The following is a 16574-nucleotide window of genomic DNA, read 5'->3' as shown; positions in this document are numbered from 1 at the left end:
ACAGAGACGGGCGCTCCACGACCAGCCGGAAAGGCCAGGTCGGAGAAGGTCCGATCGTCGGTGCTCAAGCGAGGGCATGCCCCTGGTGACGGGCAGGAGGCAGCTAACAGGCAGCGCAAAGGGTCAGTGTAGCCACTTGGCCCACTGATGTCCAGTGCGGGTTTTTGAAGACCCTCGTTGCTCTCAACCCCTGCTGCAAGCCACGCCCTCGATGCACATCGATACTGCCCTCTTCGCCACCGATCCATGCCTCGGATTCGGATCGATGTGACGACGCGTCCTGAGAATTGCGCGCTACGTGCGGTTCGTCAAGGCCTCCATGCCCCAAACCCGGTGCTGCCATCGTCACGTACGGCATGTCATCAGGGGCGTTCGGAGGCAGGACGAAGATCACCTTACTCGCCGTCAACGAGCCTGCAAGGCAGCCACGACCCGACCCCTCGAACGCCGAAGAGCGACCACCCAGATGGATGATCGCTCTTCACTGCGTCAGCGTTACAGGGCTACGGACAGCCCTGTGTCAGCCGCAAGTCGAGTTACTTGACCTCGACCGAGGCGCCGGCGGCCTTGAGGGACTCGGCAGCCTTCTCGGCGGCCTCCTTGGCGACCTTCTCGAGAACGGGCTTCGGGGCGCCGTCCACGAGGTCCTTGGCCTCCTTCAGACCCAGGGAGGTCAGCTCACGCACGACCTTGATGACCTGGATCTTCTTCTCGCCGGCGCCGGTGAGGACGACGTCGAACTCGTCCTGCTCCTCAGCGGCCTCGGCCGGGGCGGCCGGGCCGGCCGGGCCGGCAACGGCGACGGCCGCGGCGGCGGTGACGTCGAACTTCTCCTCGAACGCCTTCACGAACTCGGAGAGCTCGATGAGGGTGAGGGACTCGAACTGCTCGAGCAGCTCTTCCTGGGACAGCTTCGTCGCCATGTTGGGCGATCCTTCCAGTCAATTCGGCAGGTGCCGGATGTACATGTCGGCGGGCGTACGTTCGGCCCGCGTCGACCACCGCGTCAGGCGGCGGTCAGAGTGCGAGCCGAATTACTCGGCACCGCCCTGCTCGGCGAGCTTGACGCGAAGCGCCTCCGCGGTGCGGACGAACTTCGACGGCAGCGCCTGGAAGAGCGAGGCAGCCTGGGACTGCTTGCCCTTGAAAGCACCGGCCAGCTTGCTGAGCAGAACCTCGCGGGACTCGAGGTCCGCAAGCTTCTTGATCTCGTCGGCGGACAGCGCCTTGCCGTCAAGGACACCGCCCTTGATGACGAGGTTCGGGTTGTCCTTGGCGAAGTCACGAAGACCCTTCGCCGACACCACCGGGTCACCGGTGATGAAGGCAACCGCCGTCGGACCGTTGAACAGGTCGTCGAGCGTGGAGATCCCGGCCTCGTTGGCCGCGATCTTGGTCAGCGTGTTCTTCACCACGGCGTACTGGGCGTCTTCACCGAGCGAACGACGCAGCGTCTTGAGCTGCGCCACGGTGAGACCCCGGTACTCGGTCAGCACAGCGGCGTTCGAGCTGCGGAACTGGTCCGCGAGCTCGGCTACCGCGGCAGCCTTGTCGGGCCTTGCCATAAGCGTGGCCTCCTTCCGGGTGATGAGGACCGCTCGGAAGGAGACTGGGAAAACGAAACGCCCCGGCGCAGGCGCACGGGGCGTGAGCTCGACCAAACGAATTCCGTGAGCGGAGTCCGTCCGGGAGCACTTCCACAGTCACCTGCGCGGGTCGTCCGCAGTTCAGCGGATCCTTCGGCCACCAAGTCCTCTTACGAGCACAAGGCAACGACCAGCGGTCTTTGGCTTCTCAAGGAGAGTACGTGAGGGTATCCGCACCAAGCAAATCGCGCCCCGCAAGGGGCGCGCCTAGGGGCGCGGGGAACTGCGCGACCAGCCCCCACCGCCCCGCAGCGAACACAGGCCAAAAGACCCTCAGCCCTGCGCACCCTTCATCATCTCGGCGAGGTCCGCGACGTCCTTGGCGGGCGGCGCGGCGATGTTCACCGGCACGTTGAAGCCGTCGAAGGTGACCATCATGTCGAGGGGCCCCTTGTCGGCGGCGCCACGCATCCGGAACTGCTTGGGCCGCTGGTCCTTGCCGATCCACATGTCCATCGTGAACTTGTCGATGCCGAGCTTCTCGTACTGCTCGAGGCTCTTCTCGCGCTGCTCGCGGGTCACCTTGCTCTGGGACTTGAGGTGCTCGCGGAACTGGTCGAGGGTGACCGTGCCCTGGTAGTGCGTGGTCTTCACCCCGTCCACGGTCTCGGTGCCGACCTCCTTCACGTCCTTGGAACCCGTGAGGAAGGTGGACTCCTGGGCGGGGTTCTTGTCGGCCTGCCCGGCGGCCCCGAGCGAACCGCCCGCGCCGGCCGCGCCGAGTGCGGCCATGTCGAACTTGATCCAGCTCTTGCCGTCCATCTCCTTGGCCGCAGCCGCGCCGCCGCCTATGAACATCGCCTTGTCGACGAGACGGATCTCGGCGGTGCCGTCGGCGCCCTTGTCGAGAGCCGTGATCTTCATGCTCATCGCCAGGTCGGGCTTGAGACGCATCTTGGCCTCGGCCTTGACGCGGCCCTCCTCGGGCATCTTGCCGGTCATCCGGTAGCTGAAGGAGGTGATGGACTCCACGTTCTTGGCCGCCGTGGCGACGGCCGCCGCCGGCGTCATCTTCGGCGACTCCTCCGAGGCGCCCTTGGAACAGGCGACAGCGCCCGTACCGAGAAGCAGCACAGCGAGGCCTACACGTCCTGCACGCACAGAAGAAGCACCCATGATTCCCCCCAAGGAACGATGAACAAAGAACACTGTGAACACACGGTCGATTCACAGAAACGACCGTGAGCCTAACCCGGCGGGACCGACGAGGCTCCCGAATTCCCCAGCAGCTCCTTGAAATCGGCCGTGTCCCCGCCCTCCGGCGCGGTCACCGCCGCCTTCACGCCGTACGTGCTGTAGTACGCCGTCGACGACATCGGCCCGCTCGTCAGTTCGCCCCGCTCGACCTTCTTGACCAGCAGATTCCGGTCATTGACCCAGATGTCGACGGTCTCGGTGGTGACACCGGCCTGGACGAGCTGCTCCTTGAGCGCGGAGTCGGCGAGAGCCGCTACCGCCACCGTGCCCGAGTAGTGCGTCGTACGTTCCCCGCGCACCGTCTCCGTCCCGGCCCTGCGGACGTCACCGGAGGCCAGCAGCAGCTTGACCGGCTGGACGGGGGCGGTGTTGTGCAGCTGGTCCTTGAGATACGTCCCCGATCCGCCCGGCAGGTCCGCCAGGTCGTCGTAGTCGTACCTGATCCAGTGCTTGCCGTGCATCTGGGCGGCGAACTTGTCACCGACCTTGGCGTAGTAGGCGTCGGGCAGCAGCCTGGCCTCCATGGAGGAGCTGTTGAGCGCCCGCATGGACTGAGCCAGCTCACCGCCGGTGTACGTGATGCTGAGTTTGCCGACCGGCTCGCCGGCCCAGCCGAGGACGCCGGCCGTCCGCAGGGAGAGCAGGTCCCCCATGACGGACGATGAGCTGACCCGCGCGGAACCGGCCTCGTCGGTGGCCTTCTCCACAGCGCGCAGCGCGGCGGCCGTACGGGCGTCGATGCGATCCGCGCCCCGGGTCGGCTCGGCGCCCTCGTCGTCGGCTCCACCGGAGAAGCTGCACGCCGACATCACCACGAGCGCGGCGGTCACCGCGACCGGCCGGACCCCTCGCCGCAGGCCCCGTACACCCCGTACGCCGCTGTCCCTCATCCGGTCCCCAACCCCCCTCGTTCACCCCGTGATCTTCACGCTAACCCCTCGGTACGACAACGGGCCCCGCACCTCGAAAGGTTGCGGGGCCCGTCGTAGAACGCGAACGCGCGGCTACCGGGGTGAGCGGGAGGCTCAGACGGCGGCCGGGTCCTCCTCGACGAGGAGGTTGCGGGTGCGGTTGGGGTCGACCGGGATGCCGGGGCCGATCGTCGTGCTGACGGCGGCCTTCTTGATGTAGCGACCCTTGGCGGCGGACGGCTTCAGACGGAGGATCTCCTCCAGCGCGGCGCCGTAGTTCTCCACCAGCTTGGCGTCCTCGAAGGACGTCTTGCCGATGATGAAGTGCAGGTTCGAGTGCTTGTCGACGCGGAACTCGATCTTGCCGCCCTTGATCTCGGTCACGGCCTTGGCCACGTCCGGGGTCACGGTGCCCGTCTTCGGGTTCGGCATCAGACCACGCGGGCCGAGGACACGGCCGAGGCGGCCGACCTTGCCCATGAGGTCCGGGGTGGCGACGACGGCGTCGAAGTCCAGACGGCCCTTCGCCACCTCGTCGATCAGTTCGTCGGAGCCGACGATGTCGGCGCCCGCGGCGGTCGCGGCCTCGGCACGGTCACCGGTCGCGAAGACCAGGACCCGGGCGGTCTTACCGGTGCCGTGCGGGAGGTTCACGGTGCCACGGACCATCTGGTCGGCCTTGCGCGGGTCGACACCCAGGCGGAAGGCGACCTCGACGGTGCCGTCGAACTTGCTCGTGGAGGTCTCCTTGGCGAGACGGACGGCCTCGAGCGGGGCGTAGAGCTTGTCCCGGTCGACCTTGGCGTCCGCAGCGCGGAGAGACTTGCTGCGCTTGCTCACTACTGCTCCTGTGTGTTCTGAGGAGTCGTGGTACGGGCCGAGCAGGCCCTGCCACGTACTACAAGACTGACAAAGCTGGGGCTCAGCCCTCGACCGTGATGCCCATCGAACGGGCGGTGCCGGCGATGATCTTCGCGGCGGCGTCCAGGTCGTTGGCGTTCAGGTCGGGAAGCTTGGTCGTGGCGATCTCGCGGACCTGCGCCTCGGTGATCTTGGCGACCTTGGTCTTGTGCGGTACGCCAGAGCCCTTCTCGACACCCGCGGCCTTGAGGATCATCTTCGCGGCCGGCGGCGTCTTGGTGATGAAGGTGAAGGAACGGTCCTCGTAGACCGTGATCTCCACCGGGATCACCCAGCCACGCTGCGACTCGGTCGCGGCGTTGTACGCCTTGCAGAACTCCATGATGTTGACGCCGTGCTGACCGAGCGCGGGGCCGACCGGCGGGGCCGGGTTGGCCGCACCGGCGTTGATCTGGAGCTTGATAAGCCCCGTGACCTTCTTCTTCTTGGGAGGCATTGCTCTCTCCGGGTCCTAGTGAGAGTTTCCAGCCCCCTTTCCGGATCATCCGGATGGAGGCATACCGCACAACGATAACGGGTATCCTTGCGCGGCCAAAAACCGAGCAGGTCAGACTGGCTGCGAGAGCCTGTCTGACCTGGTCGGAGGCATCTGTTCCAGAAGTGCTAGTTCTTCTGGATCTGGTCGAACGAAAGCTCGACCGGGGTCTCGCGGCCGAAGATCTCGACGAGGCCCTTGACCTTCTTCGAGTCGGCGTTGATCTCGTTGATGGTGGCCTGCAGCGTCGCGAAGGGACCGTCGGTGACGGTGACCGAGTCGCCGACCTCGAAGTCCAGCACCTGGACCTCGAGCTTGCGGGCCGGAGCCGGCCTGCCCTCGGCCTCGGCGGCCTCACGGGCGGCCTTCTCCTCGGCCTCCGGCGCGAGCATCTTGACGATCTCGTCCAGGGTCAGCGGGTACGGGTCGTACGCGTTGCCCACGAAGCCGGTGACGCCGGGGGTGTTGCGGACGACGCCCCAGGACTCGTTCGTCAGGTCCATGCGGACGAGAACGTAACCGGGAAGCTTGTTCTGGCGGACCGTCTTGCGCTCGCCGTTCTTGATCTGGGCGACCTCTTCCTGCGGCACCTCGGCCTGGAAGATGAAGTCCTCGACGTTGAGCGAAACGGCACGCTGTTCGAGGTTGGTCTTCACACGGTTCTCGTAACCGGCGTACGTGTGGATGACGTACCACTCGCCGGGAAGCGTGCGCAGTTCCTCGCGGAGGGCCTCGACGGGGTCGACGGGCTCGGCCTCTTCTTCGGCTTCCTCAGCCGCGGCGTCGTCCTCGGACTCGTCGGTCTCGTCCTCGTCCTCGTCCTCGTCGTCCTCGATGTGGACGGCGTCTTCCTCGGCAGGCTCCCCCACGGCGGCGTCCGCAGCGTCGACCTCGTCCTCGACCTCGTCAACGCCCTCGACGATGTCGAGCTCGTCATCCACGGACTCGTCCGGCACGATGGCGTCGTTCAGGTTCGGGTCAGACACGGTGGCTGCTTCTTCCTGGATACATGTGGGTGGAACATGCGAAAGGGGCGCCGCACCCGGCGCCCTTCGCTCTTGGCTCAGCCGAAGACGTACTTGGCGGCTTTGTTGAGTCCAAAGTCAATCACAGTCACCAGGCCGATCATGACGATCACAAAGACGATCACCACGGTCGTGTACGTCGTCAGCTGGTTACGCGTCGGCCAGACGACCTTGCGGAGCTCCGCGACGATCTGACGGTAGAAAACCGCGAGACGCTTCAGCGGGCCCTTCTTGGCGCGCTTACCGCCCTTACGAGTCTTCTTGTCCGACTCGGGCGCCTCATCCTGGGCATCAGGCATATCGATGGAGCCCACGGCGTCCGCCATTCGTCCTCACCTGTTCCCGGGTCGTGGCCGTGCCGCGCCCGGTCTGAGCCGCACGGCGATGCATTGCAGTACGTACATCCGCACACAGCCTGGTGACAGGCGTGTGTAGCAGGGCCGGAGGGACTTGAACCCCCAACCGCTGGTTTTGGAGACCAGTGCTCTACCAATTGAGCTACGACCCTTTGTGGTTACTCCAACGTACCGTACTCATCCGGATGCTCGGTGTGCACCGGACAAGCGCGGACCGCTGAAGGCCAACGAGGTGAGAGTGTACGTGCTTCGGAGCCGGTCGTCGAACAGAAAGCGCCCGCTGGGCGGTCGCGAGCGGAAGATCGCCCAGTCCAGGCCCCGGATCCGGACGCTTGTTCAGCCATCCGCCCGGCCACGCGCACGTCGGACGGGCCGCCGACGTCCGGGCTGACCAATAGGTGAAACCCGTGTGCCGGGGAGGTTTCCGGTCTGAAACGATGGGCACTATGAGCGCTGCAACCCCTCCCACCGAGCGCCGGGTCTCCGCCCGAGTCGGCGCGATCTCCGAGTCCGCCACCCTCGCCGTGGACGCCAAGGCCAAGGCCCTGAAGGCCGCCGGGCGCCCGGTGATCGGCTTCGGCGCCGGCGAGCCGGACTTCCCGACCCCGGACTACATCGTCCAGGCCGCCATCGAGGCCTGCTCGAACCCTAAGTACCACCGCTACACGCCGGCCGGCGGTCTGCCCGAGCTGAAGGCCGCGATCGTCGCCAAGACGCTCCGCGACTCGAACTACGAGGTGGACGCCTCCCAGGTCCTGGTGACCAACGGCGGCAAGCAGGCCATCTACGAGGCGTTCGCCGCGATCCTCGACCCGGGCGACGAGGTCATCGTCCCGGCCCCGTACTGGACGACGTACCCGGAGTCGATCCGTCTCGCGGGCGGTGTCCCGGTCGAGGTCGTCGCGGACGAGACCACCGGCTACCGGGTCAGCGTGGAGCAGCTGGAGGCGGCCCGCACCGAGCGGACGAAGGTCGTCCTGTTCGTCTCGCCCTCCAACCCGACCGGCGCGGTCTACAGCGCCGAGGACACCGAGGCGATCGGCCGCTGGGCCGTGGAGCACGGTCTGTGGGTGCTGACGGACGAGATCTACGAGCACCTCGTCTACGGCGACGCGACGTTCACCTCGCTCCCCGCGATCCTCCCCGAGCTGCGCGACAAGTGCATCGTGGTCAACGGCGTCGCCAAGACGTATGCCATGACGGGCTGGCGGGTCGGCTGGATCATCGGCCCGAAGGACGTCGTCAAGGCCGCGACGAACCTGCAGTCGCACGCCACGTCCAACGTGTCGAACGTGGCCCAGATCGCCGCCCTCGCCGCCGTCTCCGGGAACCTGGACGCCGTCGCGGAGATGCGCGTGGCCTTCGACCGCCGCCGCCACACCATCGTGCGCATGCTCAACGAGATCGACGGCGTGGTCTGCCCGGAGCCCGAGGGCGCCTTCTACGTCTACCCGTCGGTGAAGGCCCTCCTGGGCAAGGAGATCCGCGGCAAGCGCCCGCAGGACTCGGTGGAGCTGGCAGCGCTGATCCTGGACGAGGTCGAGGTGGCCGTCGTACCCGGTGAGGCGTTCGGCACACCCGGCTACCTGCGTCTGTCGTACGCGCTGGGTGACGAGGACCTCGTCGAGGGCATCAGCCGCGTACAGAAGCTGCTGGCCGAGGCGACGGACTGAATCCCGTTCCGCACCTCGTGATGCGAGAAGGCCGCTTCCTCTCGGAAGCGGCCTTCTCTCGTCTCTCAGTGCGAGCAAGACCACGTTCAGGGAAAGCGCTACCGATACGAGCCGGACGTACGGCAGGATCCGAGAATGGAGCACGTACGTGATGTCTCTGAACTGCCGAAAGCCCATCTGCACCTGCACTTCACCGGGTCCATGCGGTCGGCGACCCTGCTGGAACTGGCCGACAAGTACGGTGTGCGGCTGCCCGAGGCGCTGACCGAGGCCCTCGTCAGCGGCGAGCCGCCGAGGCTACGGGCGACCGACGAGCGGGGCTGGTTCCGCTTCCAGCGCCTGTACGACGCGGCCCGGTCCTGTCTGCGCGAGCCCGAGGACATCCAGCGGCTGGTGCGCGAGGCGGCCGAGGAGGACGCGCGGGACGGTTCGGGCTGGCTGGAGATCCAGGTCGACCCGACGTCGTACGCCCCTCGTCTGGGCGGTCTCATCCCGGCGCTGGAGATCATCCTGGACGCGGTGGAGACGGCGGGGCGGGAGACGGGGATCGGGATGCGGGTCCTGGTGGCCGCAAACCGGATGAAGCACCCCCTGGACGCGCGCACGCTGGCCCGCCTCGCCGTGCGGTACGCGGACCGGGGTGTCGTGGGCTTCGGGCTCTCGAACGACGAGCGGCGGGGCATGGCCCGGGACTTCGACCGGGCGTTCGCCATCGCGCGTGAGGGCGGTCTGCTGTCGGCCCCGCACGGCGGCGAGCTGACGGGCCCGTCGTCGGTCCGCGACTGCCTGGACGATCTGCACGCGTCCCGGATCGGCCATGGTGTGCGGGCCGCGGAGGACCCGCGTCTGCTGAAGCGCCTCGCGGACCGGCAGATCACGTGCGAGGTGTGCCCGGCGTCGAACGTCGCCCTGGGGGTGTACGAGAAGCCCGAGGACGTGCCGTTGCGCAAGCTCTTCGAAGCGGGCGTCCCGCTGGCGCTGGGCGCCGACGACCCGCTCCTCTTCGGTTCCCGGCTGGCCGCCCAGTACGAGATCGCCCGCCAGTACCACGCCTTCACGGACGCGGAACTGGCCGAACTGGCCCGCCAGTCGGTACGGGGTTCGGCGGCGCCGGAGGACGTACGGGCGAAGCTGCTGTCGGGGATCGACGACTGGCTGGTCTCGTAGCCCCCTCGGAGCCCCTAGAGGCTGACGCCGACCGTCACCGGTTCGTTGACGAGGGTGACCCCGAAGGCGTCCTGGACACCGGCGACGACCTCGCGGGCGAGGGCGAGCAGGTCCTCCGTGGTGGCCCGGCCGCGGTTGGTGAGGGCCAGGGTGTGCTTGGTGGAGATACGGGCGGGCCCGGTGCCGTATCCCTTGGTGAAGCCGGCCTTGTCGATCAGCCAGGCCGCCGAGGTCTTGGTGCGGCCCTCCCCGGCCGGGTAGGCGGGCGGTACCGCGTCGGGGCCGAGCCGCTCCGCCACGCGCGCGTGGAACGCGGCGAACTCGGTGTCGGCGAGGATCGGGTTGGTGAAGAAGGACCCGGCGGACCAGGTGTCGTGGTCCTCGGGGTCGAGCACCATGCCCTTGCCCGCGCGCAGCTTGAGGACCGTGTCGCGGGCCGCGTCCAGCGGCACCCGCTCGCCGGGCTCGACGCCCAGGGCGCGGGCCGTCTCGGCGTACCTCAGGGGCGCCGACAGCCCGTCCGCGTCCTCCAGGGCGAGGCGGACGCGCAAGACGACATGGCGCTCGGGGTCGGCCTTGAAGCGGCTGTGGCGGTACGAGAAGTCGCAGTCGGGGCCCGAGAGGGTGACGGTCTCGCGGGTGACCCGGTCGTAGGCGACGACCTCGGTGATCGTCGAGGACACCTCCTGCCCGTACGCACCCACGTTCTGGATGGGCGTCGCACCCGCGGAACCGGGGATCCCGGCGAGGCACTCGATCCCGGCGAGGCCGGCCTCGACGGTGCGTGCGACGGCGTCGGTCCACACCTCACCTGCGGCCAGTTCCAGGCGCGTGCCGTCGAGGTCGACCCCGGTCGTGGCGATCCGCAGAGCCGTCCCCGCGAAGCCCTTGTCGCCGATGACCAGGTTCGAGCCGCCGCCGATGACCAACAACGGGGTCCCGGAGTCGTCGGCCTCGCGGACGGCGGCGATCACCTCGGCGTCGGTCGTCGCCGTGATCAGCCGGTCCGCGGGACCGCCGAGCCGGAAGGTGGTCAGCGGGGCGAGGGGCGCGTCGTGGATTTCCTGCACCCGCCAAGACTACGAGACCGCACTGACAGCCCCGGCCGACAAGCACTCACGCGCGCGTACGGCCCCGCCGGCGAGCCTCGGGGCCGTACGCGCGCGTGCCGCGGTCCTGCGTTCGTTCAGTGGGCGGCCGTCTCCAGCACCGGAGCCGGCTCGGCGGACTCCGTCGCCGGCGCGGCGCGGCGGGCGGCCGGGATGAGCAGGGCCGCGACGCCGGCGAGGGCGACCACCGCGGAGCCGACCACCAGGGCGGGCCGGAGACCGTCGACGAAGGTCTGGCCGGTCTCGTAGCCGCCCTGGGCCGCGAAGATCGATCCCATGACGGCGATTCCGAGGGCGCCGCCCACCTCCCGCAGGGCGTTGTTGGCGCCGGAGGCGATGCCCTGCTCGCTCGGTCGGACGCTGGACATCACCAGGTTGGCGGCCGGGGCGAAGAACAGGGCCATGCCGATACCACTGATGATCAGGCCGGGCAGCTGGACGGCGTAGGAGGCGTCCGCTGTGACCACCGAGGCCATGTATCCGAGGCCGACGGCTTGGAGGAACAGACCGGTGGCGACGACCGGTCGGCCGCCGATCCGGTCGGAGAGGATCCCGGCGATCGGGGCCACGAGCATCGGCATACCGGTCCAGGGCAGCATCCGCAGGCCCGCCTCGGTGGGCGAGTAGCCGAGCACGCCCTGCATGTACTGGCTGAGCAGGAAGATCGACCCGAACATGCCGAGGAACATCAGCAGGGAGGCCGCGTTGATCCCGGCGAAGGCGCGAGAGCGGAAGAGCCGCATGGGCAGCATCGGGTTCTTCGCGCGGACGCCGTGGACGACGAAGGCGACCAGGAGCGCGCCGCCGGCGACCAGTCCGGTCAGGACGTAGGAGCTGGTCCAGCCGTCGGCCGGGCCGCGTACCAGGCCGTAGACGATGCCGAAGAGGCCGCCGCTGGCGAGCAGGGTGCCGACGACGTCGAGCGGGGCACCGGTGCCGTGCGACTCGGCGAGGCGCAGCCGGGCGAGCGGCAGCAGGGCAAGGCCCAGCGGAACGTTCAGCCAGAAGATCCAGTGCCAGGAGATGTGCTCGGTGAGGCTGCCTCCGATGAGGGGCCCGGAGGCCACCGCGAGCCCGTTGACGGCACCCCAGATGCCGAACGCCATCCCGCGTTTGGCGGCCGGAACGGCCGCGGTGAGCAGGGTCAGCGTCAACGGCATCATGATGGCCGCGCCGACGCCCTGGACCGCGCGGGCGGCGATCAGCGAGTCGATGCCGGGTGCCATGGCCGCGGCGGCGGAGGCGCCGGTGAAGACGGTGATCCCGGCGAGGAAGAGCCGGCGCCGGCCGAAGCGGTCGCCGAGGGCCGCGCCGAACATCAGCAGCACGGCGAAGGTGAGCGTGTAGGCGCTCACGGTCCATTCCAGGTCGTCCAGCGCTCCCCCGAGGTCCCTGCGGATGGAGGGCAGTGCGGTGGTGACGACGAGGTTGTCGAGGGCCGCCATGAACCCGGCGACGGAGGTGATGACGAGGGCCCAGACGACCCCGCCGCGTGGTGCGTCGGTCCTGCTCTGTTCGCGTTGCTTGCTCTCCTGTGGTGACATAGTTCCCCCTGTGAATAGTTATTGATCACTAACTTCGACGGGCAAAAAAACACGCTGCACCCGTGCGCACGCCGTTCAGCTTTCGACCTGACCCTTGATCCGCGCCGAGGGATACATGTCCCGCCAGACCCGGTGTCCAGGCGGAAACCCCATGGCCGCGAGAGTGTTGACGAGCATTCCGTACGCCATGAACGTCGTCGTCTCGTCCCCGAGGGGCACCTGGACGATGTCCCAGAGCTTCATCCAGCCGTCCCGCACGGCCTCGCCGAACTCGTGGTCACCCTCGGCCTCGGCAGCGGCGACGGTGATGTGTACCTGCATCTGCATCTGCAGTCGCTCGGGGTGTTCGGTGATCATCCGCGTGTACGCGTTGGCCATGGAGTGCAGGGCCTCTTCGCCCTCCAGCCCTTCGGCGGCCTCCGCGAACACCCGGCACACATCGTTCAGACACTGCCGCGAGGCGGCGGCGAAGATGGCCTTCTTGTCCGGGAAGAGCCGAAAGAGGTACGGCTGCGAGACACCTACCCGCTTGGCGATCACCTCGGTGGAAGTGCCGTAGAAGCCCTTCTGGGCGAACTCGGCGATCGCCGCGCGAACGACGCTCTCACGCCGCTCTTCCGCGCTCATCCTGACCATGCGAGTAAGTTAGTACTCAATCACTAACTACGTCAAGGGGTGCTGCAGCGAAACGAATGAGTAAGGGGCGCCCACCCATGGCGAACGCCCCTTACCGAAGCCGGGAATCCCCGAACTGCCGTGCTCAGCCCAGCCGTACGACGGCCCGCGACATGCCCAGCACCTTCTGGCCGGCGCACATGGCGACGAGGTCGACGCGGACCTTGTTGTCGTCGAGCTTGGCGCCGACCTTGGCGCTGACCTCGATGGTGGCGCCCTGGTCGTCGTTGGGGACGACGACCGGCTTGGTGAAGCGGACGCCGTACTCGACGACCGCTCCCGGGTCGCCGACCCAGTCGGTGACGACGCGGATCGCCTCGGCCATCGTGAACATGCCGTGCGCGATGACGTCGGGCAGACCGACCTCGACCGCGAACTTCTCGTTCCAGTGAATGGGGTTGAAGTCCCCGGAGGCGCCCGCGTACTGGACGAGGGTGGCGCGGGTCACGGGAAACGCCTGGGCGGGCAGCTCGGTGCCGACCTCTACGTCGGCGTAGGAGACCCTCGCGGAGTCGTGCGCGAAGCCGTGCGCGGAATTGGCCGTCATGGGTCAGCCCTTCTCGGCCGCGCGGGCGACGAGCTTGGTCCAGGCGGTCACGACATGCTCGCCCGACTCGTCGTGGACCTCGCCGCGGATGTCGATGATCTCGTTGCCCGCCATGGACTTGATGGTCTCGATGGTCGAGGTGACGGTGAGCCGGTCGCCCGCGCGGACGGGACGGACGTACGCGAACTTCTGGTCGCCGTGCACCACCCGGCTGTAGTCCAGGCCGAGCCGCGGGTCCGCCACGACGTCTCCCGCCGCCTTGAATGTGATCGCGAACACAAAGGTCGGCGGGGCGATCACGTCGGCGTGACCGAGGGCCTTGGCGGCCTCGGGATCCGTGTACGCGGGATTGCTGTCTCCCACGGCCTCGGCGAACTCGCGGATCTTCTCCCGGCCGACCTCATAGGGCTCGGTGGGCGGATAGGACCGCCCCACGAAGGACTGGTCGAGCGCCATGGACTCGGCACCTCCTGATGTAACGACGCGAGGCCGCCCCCCAACCAACAGGGGACGGCCTCGACGTACGAGCCTGATTTATCGCGTTTCGCGGTGCGCGGTGTGCGCATTGCAACGCGGGCAGTGCTTCTTCATCTCCAGTCGGTCCGGGTTGTTACGCCGGTTCTTCTTGGTGATGTAGTTCCGCTCCTTGCACTCCACGCAGGCCAGCGTGATCTTCGGGCGGACGTCGGTGGCAGCCACAGGAGTGCTCCTTGACGAACGGATGGGACGATGAACGCATAAAAGAGTAGCCGATCGAAGGACCGACCCCGCAATCGGCTACTGTCAGTAGCGGTGACCGGACTTGAACCGGTGACACAGCGATTATGAGCCGCTTGCTCTACCGACTGAGCTACACCGCTGTGATGCGATCGGACCCCGTCTTGCGACGGGGACCTTTCACACCAGAGCCCCAATGCGGAATCGAACCGCAGACCTTCTCCTTACCATGGAGACGCTCTACCGACTGAGCTATTGGGGCGAGCGATGAAGACATTACACGCTCGGCTGCCGTTCACCCAAATCCGTTTCGCGGCACCCGCCCCGCCCTGTTCAGGCCCCCGTTCCGGGCTCTGCCGCCCCCTCCATCCGCGCTCCTCGGGGCACTTCATCGCTGCCCTGAAAACCCCTCCCCCAACAGCCCCTGAGCCCCCTCCCGCAACCCCCTCCCACACCCCCCGCCAGGGATCTCTCCCGTCCGCCGGACCACACCGGTACGACTATTTCGCTCCTCCGCAACAGGGGCGGACGCCCGCCCTAGGCTCGACTCACTCTGCGTGATCTTGTGTCCCAGCTTGCGCAGCCGCCCCCGAGCACAGGAGCGCGATGCCCGACAGCCAACCGCAGCCGCACCACTCCTCGTCCTCGTCCCCCGCCCCCTCCGGGGACCCGGCCGCCCTCCTGCTGTGCGGGGCGCGGCTCACCGACGGCCGGACCGTGGACGTACGGCTGGGTGGCGGTCGTATCGAGGCGGTCGGCACGGTCGGGAGCCTCAGGGCGTACGCCACGCGCGTGGACCTCAGCGGCTACCTCCTCCTGCCGGCCCCCGCCGAACCGCACGCCCATGGCGACACGTCCCTGTCCGCCGACGCCGACGGCCCGGTCTCCTACGACCCGCAAGACGTCCAGCGCCGGGCCACGGAGGCCGCTCTGCTCCAACTCGGCCATGGGGCGACCGCGTTGCGCTCACACGTCCGTATCGGCGACGTATCGGGGTTGGGGGCCCTGGCCGCCGTACTGCTGGCGCGGCGGGCGCTGAGCGGCCTCACAGAGCTGACGACGGTGGCGATGCCGCGCGTGTTGACCGGCGCCGCCGGGGCGGACGGTCTGGCGATGTTGCGGGACGCGGTGAAGATGGGCGCGTCGGTGGTGGGCGGCTGCCCCGACCGCGACCCCGATCCGACGGGCTATGTGGAGGCGGTCCTGGAACTCGCCTCGGAACACGGCTGCCCGGTCGACCTGCACACGGACGGCGACGATCCGGCCCGGCTGGCCCGTCTCGCGGCGATGGCGGGCGGCCTGCGCCCCGGTGTGACCATCGGCCCCTGCGGGGGCCTGGGCCGGCTGCCCGCCGAGGCGGCCTCGCGGGCCGCGGACCAACTCGCCGCGGCGGGCGTGACGGTGGTGTGCCTCCCGCAGGGCGGCTGCGGGGGCGCGGAACGCCGCGCCACGGCTCCGGTACGGCTGTTGCGGGCGGCCGGGGTGCGGGTGGCGGCGGGCAGCGGCGCGCTGCGCGACGTGTCGAACCCGGTGGGCCGCGGGGACCCCCTGGAGGCCGCTTATCTGCTCGCCTCCCGGCACGGCCTGCGCCCTGAGGAGGCGTACGACGCCGTGAGCGCGTCGGCGCGGGCGGCGCTCGGTCTGCCGGACGTGCGCGTGGAGGCGGGATTCCCGGCGGAACTGCTGGCGGTACGCGGCGACCGCCTGGCCGGCGCGCTGTCCCTCGCCTACAGCCGGATCGTGGTGCACCGGGGGCGCGTTGTGGCGCGCACCAGCGCGGTACGGGAGTACTGCAACACGCCCGTGGTGGCGGCGCTGGACCTGCCGCGGCAGGGGCGTACGGAGCCGTCGTGAGGTGAGGAGAGTGTGAGGCTTCGGCAGGGTGGGCGGACGTCGGACGGGCTGTGCGGCGGACGGGTTCGTCGGGGCGTACGGTCGAAGGCATGCGCATTGTCATCGCTGGAGGACATGGTCAGATCGCGCTGCGGCTGGAGCGTCTGCTCGCCGCGCGCGGTGACGAGGCAGCGGGCATCATCCGCCGCCCCGAACAGGGCGACGATCTGCGGGCCGTCGGCGCGGAACCGGTTGTGTGCGACCTGGAGTCGGCTTCGGTCGAGGAGGTCGCGGCGCTGCTGCGGGGCGCCGATGCGGCGGTCTTCGCGGCGGGCGCGGGCCCGGGCAGCGGGACGGACCGCAAGGACACCGTGGACCGGGGCGCGGCGGTGCTGTTCGCGGACGCGGCGGTCCTGGCGGGGGTACGCAGGCACCTGGTCGTATCCTCGATGGGCGCGGATCCGGCCCACCGGGGCGACGACGTCTTCGACGTCTACCAGCGCGCGAAGGGCGAGGCGGACGCGTACGTCAGCGGCCTGGACGCGCTCGACTGGACGATCCTGCGCCCCGGCGCCCTGACGAACGACGCGGGCACGGGCCGAGTCCGCCTGGAGGCCGAGACGGGGCGCGGCGCGGTCCCCCGCGACGACGTGGCCGCCGTCATCACGGAACTGCTGGACACTCCGGCGACGGCGGGCCTGACGCTGGAGCTGATCGGCGGATCGACACCGATTCCGGTGGCGGTGAAGTCGGTGGCGGGCAACTGAGGGCGAGCGGC

At 68.7% G+C, this 16574-nt stretch carries 18 protein-coding genes and 3 tRNA genes; 4 read left to right on the top strand and 17 right to left on the bottom strand.

Going from position 1 to position 16574, the window contains the following annotated elements; translation table 11 throughout:
• Positions 1-536 precede the first annotated feature (536 nt).
• The 9 genes from rplL to PV396_RS20620 form a co-directional block, all read right to left on the bottom strand.
• A complete protein-coding gene (rplL, locus tag PV396_RS20660) occupies positions 537-923 on the bottom strand; it encodes a 50S ribosomal protein L7/L12 (RefSeq protein ID WP_319206595.1) in 387 nt (128 codons plus the stop codon).
• Positions 924-1034: 111 nt separating this feature from the next.
• Complete coding sequence (gene rplJ / locus PV396_RS20655) at positions 1035-1565, bottom strand: 50S ribosomal protein L10 (protein WP_055528987.1); 531 nt, start codon at positions 1563-1565, stop codon at positions 1035-1037.
• 354 nt (positions 1566-1919) lie between these two features.
• The gene (locus tag PV396_RS20650) at positions 1920-2762 is read right to left on the bottom strand and encodes a DUF1396 domain-containing protein (RefSeq protein WP_416071446.1); all 843 of its coding nucleotides are present in this window, start codon (positions 2760-2762) and stop codon (positions 1920-1922) included.
• A gap of 71 nt (positions 2763-2833) precedes the next feature.
• The gene (locus PV396_RS20645; RefSeq protein ID WP_319206590.1) at positions 2834-3733 is read right to left on the bottom strand and encodes a hypothetical protein; all 900 of its coding nucleotides are present in this window, start codon (positions 3731-3733) and stop codon (positions 2834-2836) included.
• A gap of 135 nt (positions 3734-3868) precedes the next feature.
• The gene (gene rplA, locus PV396_RS20640) at positions 3869-4594 is read right to left on the bottom strand and encodes a 50S ribosomal protein L1 (protein WP_319206588.1); all 726 of its coding nucleotides are present in this window, start codon (positions 4592-4594) and stop codon (positions 3869-3871) included.
• A gap of 82 nt (positions 4595-4676) precedes the next feature.
• Entirely contained in the window at positions 4677-5111 is a 435-nt protein-coding gene (gene rplK / locus PV396_RS20635; protein WP_319206586.1) for a 50S ribosomal protein L11, read from the bottom strand.
• Between the two features lie 167 nt (positions 5112-5278).
• Complete coding sequence (gene nusG, locus PV396_RS20630; RefSeq protein WP_319206584.1) at positions 5279-6136, bottom strand: transcription termination/antitermination protein NusG; 858 nt, start codon at positions 6134-6136, stop codon at positions 5279-5281.
• A gap of 77 nt (positions 6137-6213) precedes the next feature.
• Positions 6214-6501, bottom strand: a complete 288-nt coding sequence (secE, locus tag PV396_RS20625; protein ID WP_006383475.1) for a preprotein translocase subunit SecE — start codon at positions 6499-6501, stop codon at positions 6214-6216.
• A 109-nt stretch (positions 6502-6610) separates the two neighbouring features.
• Positions 6611-6683: transfer RNA gene (locus PV396_RS20620), tRNA-Trp, on the bottom strand.
• A gap of 294 nt (positions 6684-6977) precedes the next feature.
• Between PV396_RS20620 and PV396_RS20615 the strand changes: the two genes are divergently transcribed.
• Together PV396_RS20615 and PV396_RS20610 are read left to right on the top strand one after the other, a co-directional pair.
• The gene (locus PV396_RS20615; protein WP_319206581.1) at positions 6978-8204 is read left to right on the top strand and encodes a pyridoxal phosphate-dependent aminotransferase; all 1227 of its coding nucleotides are present in this window, start codon (positions 6978-6980) and stop codon (positions 8202-8204) included.
• Between the two features lie 135 nt (positions 8205-8339).
• Positions 8340-9371, top strand: coding sequence for an adenosine deaminase (locus PV396_RS20610; protein WP_319206579.1), 1032 nt, complete (start codon positions 8340-8342; stop codon positions 9369-9371).
• A 14-nt stretch (positions 9372-9385) separates the two neighbouring features.
• On the opposite strand, the gene PV396_RS20605 is transcribed toward PV396_RS20610, so the two are convergent.
• From PV396_RS20605 to PV396_RS20570, 8 genes are all read right to left on the bottom strand, one after another.
• Complete coding sequence (locus tag PV396_RS20605) at positions 9386-10441, bottom strand: UDP-N-acetylmuramate dehydrogenase (RefSeq protein WP_319206577.1); 1056 nt, start codon at positions 10439-10441, stop codon at positions 9386-9388.
• Positions 10442-10557: 116 nt separating this feature from the next.
• Entirely contained in the window at positions 10558-12024 is a 1467-nt protein-coding gene (locus PV396_RS20600) for a DHA2 family efflux MFS transporter permease subunit (RefSeq protein ID WP_319206576.1), read from the bottom strand.
• Between the two features lie 75 nt (positions 12025-12099).
• Positions 12100-12660, bottom strand: coding sequence for a TetR/AcrR family transcriptional regulator (locus PV396_RS20595; protein ID WP_319206575.1), 561 nt, complete (start codon positions 12658-12660; stop codon positions 12100-12102).
• 124 nt (positions 12661-12784) lie between these two features.
• Positions 12785-13246 (bottom strand): MaoC family dehydratase, encoded by a 462-nt coding sequence (locus PV396_RS20590; protein ID WP_319206574.1) that lies wholly within the window; start codon positions 13244-13246, stop codon positions 12785-12787.
• A gap of 3 nt (positions 13247-13249) precedes the next feature.
• Positions 13250-13702, bottom strand: a complete 453-nt coding sequence (locus PV396_RS20585; RefSeq protein ID WP_319206573.1) for a MaoC family dehydratase N-terminal domain-containing protein — start codon at positions 13700-13702, stop codon at positions 13250-13252.
• Positions 13703-13780: 78 nt separating this feature from the next.
• Positions 13781-13945, bottom strand: a complete 165-nt coding sequence (rpmG, locus tag PV396_RS20580; protein ID WP_003948671.1) for a 50S ribosomal protein L33 — start codon at positions 13943-13945, stop codon at positions 13781-13783.
• A gap of 88 nt (positions 13946-14033) precedes the next feature.
• Positions 14034-14106, bottom strand: a tRNA-Met gene (locus PV396_RS20575).
• Positions 14107-14152: 46 nt separating this feature from the next.
• Positions 14153-14225: transfer RNA gene (locus PV396_RS20570), tRNA-Thr, on the bottom strand.
• Positions 14226-14569: 344 nt separating this feature from the next.
• On the opposite strand from PV396_RS20570, the gene PV396_RS20565 reads away from it, so the two are divergent.
• A complete protein-coding gene (locus PV396_RS20565) occupies positions 14570-15817 on the top strand; it encodes an amidohydrolase family protein (protein WP_319206571.1) in 1248 nt (415 codons plus the stop codon).
• An 89-nt stretch (positions 15818-15906) separates the two neighbouring features.
• Positions 15907-16563 (top strand): NAD(P)H-binding protein, encoded by a 657-nt coding sequence (locus PV396_RS20560; RefSeq protein ID WP_319206569.1) that lies wholly within the window; start codon positions 15907-15909, stop codon positions 16561-16563.
• The last annotated feature ends 11 nt before the right edge of the window (positions 16564-16574 follow it).

This window comes from Streptomyces sp. ME02-8801-2C, assembly GCF_033793965.1.
Taxonomy (GTDB): Bacteria; Actinomycetota; Actinomycetes; order Streptomycetales; family Streptomycetaceae; genus Streptomyces.
Note: the sequence above shows the minus strand (reverse complement) of the source record. Positions and strands in the feature narration are given on the sequence as shown.

What these genes read in the sequence shown, in the direction of transcription:
- PV396_RS20560 (WP_319206569.1), top strand. Translation starts at nt 15,907, where the DNA reads ATGCGCATTGTCATCGCTGGAGGACATGGTCAGATCGCGCTGCGGCTG.
- rplK (WP_319206586.1), bottom strand. Translation starts at nt 5,111, where the DNA reads ATGCCTCCCAAGAAGAAGAAGGTCACGGGGCTTATCAAGCTCCAGATC.
- PV396_RS20650 (WP_416071446.1), bottom strand. Translation starts at nt 2,762, where the DNA reads ATGGGTGCTTCTTCTGTGCGTGCAGGACGTGTAGGCCTCGCTGTGCTG.
- PV396_RS20645 (WP_319206590.1), bottom strand. Translation starts at nt 3,733, where the DNA reads ATGAGGGACAGCGGCGTACGGGGTGTACGGGGCCTGCGGCGAGGGGTC.
- rplL (WP_319206595.1), bottom strand. Translation starts at nt 923, where the DNA reads ATGGCGACGAAGCTGTCCCAGGAAGAGCTGCTCGAGCAGTTCGAGTCC.
- PV396_RS20565 (WP_319206571.1), top strand. Translation starts at nt 14,570, where the DNA reads ATGCCCGACAGCCAACCGCAGCCGCACCACTCCTCGTCCTCGTCCCCC.
- secE (WP_006383475.1), bottom strand. Translation starts at nt 6,501, where the DNA reads ATGGCGGACGCCGTGGGCTCCATCGATATGCCTGATGCCCAGGATGAG.
- PV396_RS20615 (WP_319206581.1), top strand. Translation starts at nt 6,978, where the DNA reads ATGAGCGCTGCAACCCCTCCCACCGAGCGCCGGGTCTCCGCCCGAGTC.
- PV396_RS20585 (WP_319206573.1), bottom strand. Translation starts at nt 13,702, where the DNA reads ATGGCGCTCGACCAGTCCTTCGTGGGGCGGTCCTATCCGCCCACCGAG.
- PV396_RS20595 (WP_319206575.1), bottom strand. Translation starts at nt 12,660, where the DNA reads ATGGTCAGGATGAGCGCGGAAGAGCGGCGTGAGAGCGTCGTTCGCGCG.
- PV396_RS20600 (WP_319206576.1), bottom strand. Translation starts at nt 12,024, where the DNA reads ATGTCACCACAGGAGAGCAAGCAACGCGAACAGAGCAGGACCGACGCA.
- rplJ (WP_055528987.1), bottom strand. Translation starts at nt 1,565, where the DNA reads ATGGCAAGGCCCGACAAGGCTGCCGCGGTAGCCGAGCTCGCGGACCAG.
- PV396_RS20590 (WP_319206574.1), bottom strand. Translation starts at nt 13,246, where the DNA reads ATGACGGCCAATTCCGCGCACGGCTTCGCGCACGACTCCGCGAGGGTC.
- PV396_RS20610 (WP_319206579.1), top strand. Translation starts at nt 8,340, where the DNA reads ATGGAGCACGTACGTGATGTCTCTGAACTGCCGAAAGCCCATCTGCAC.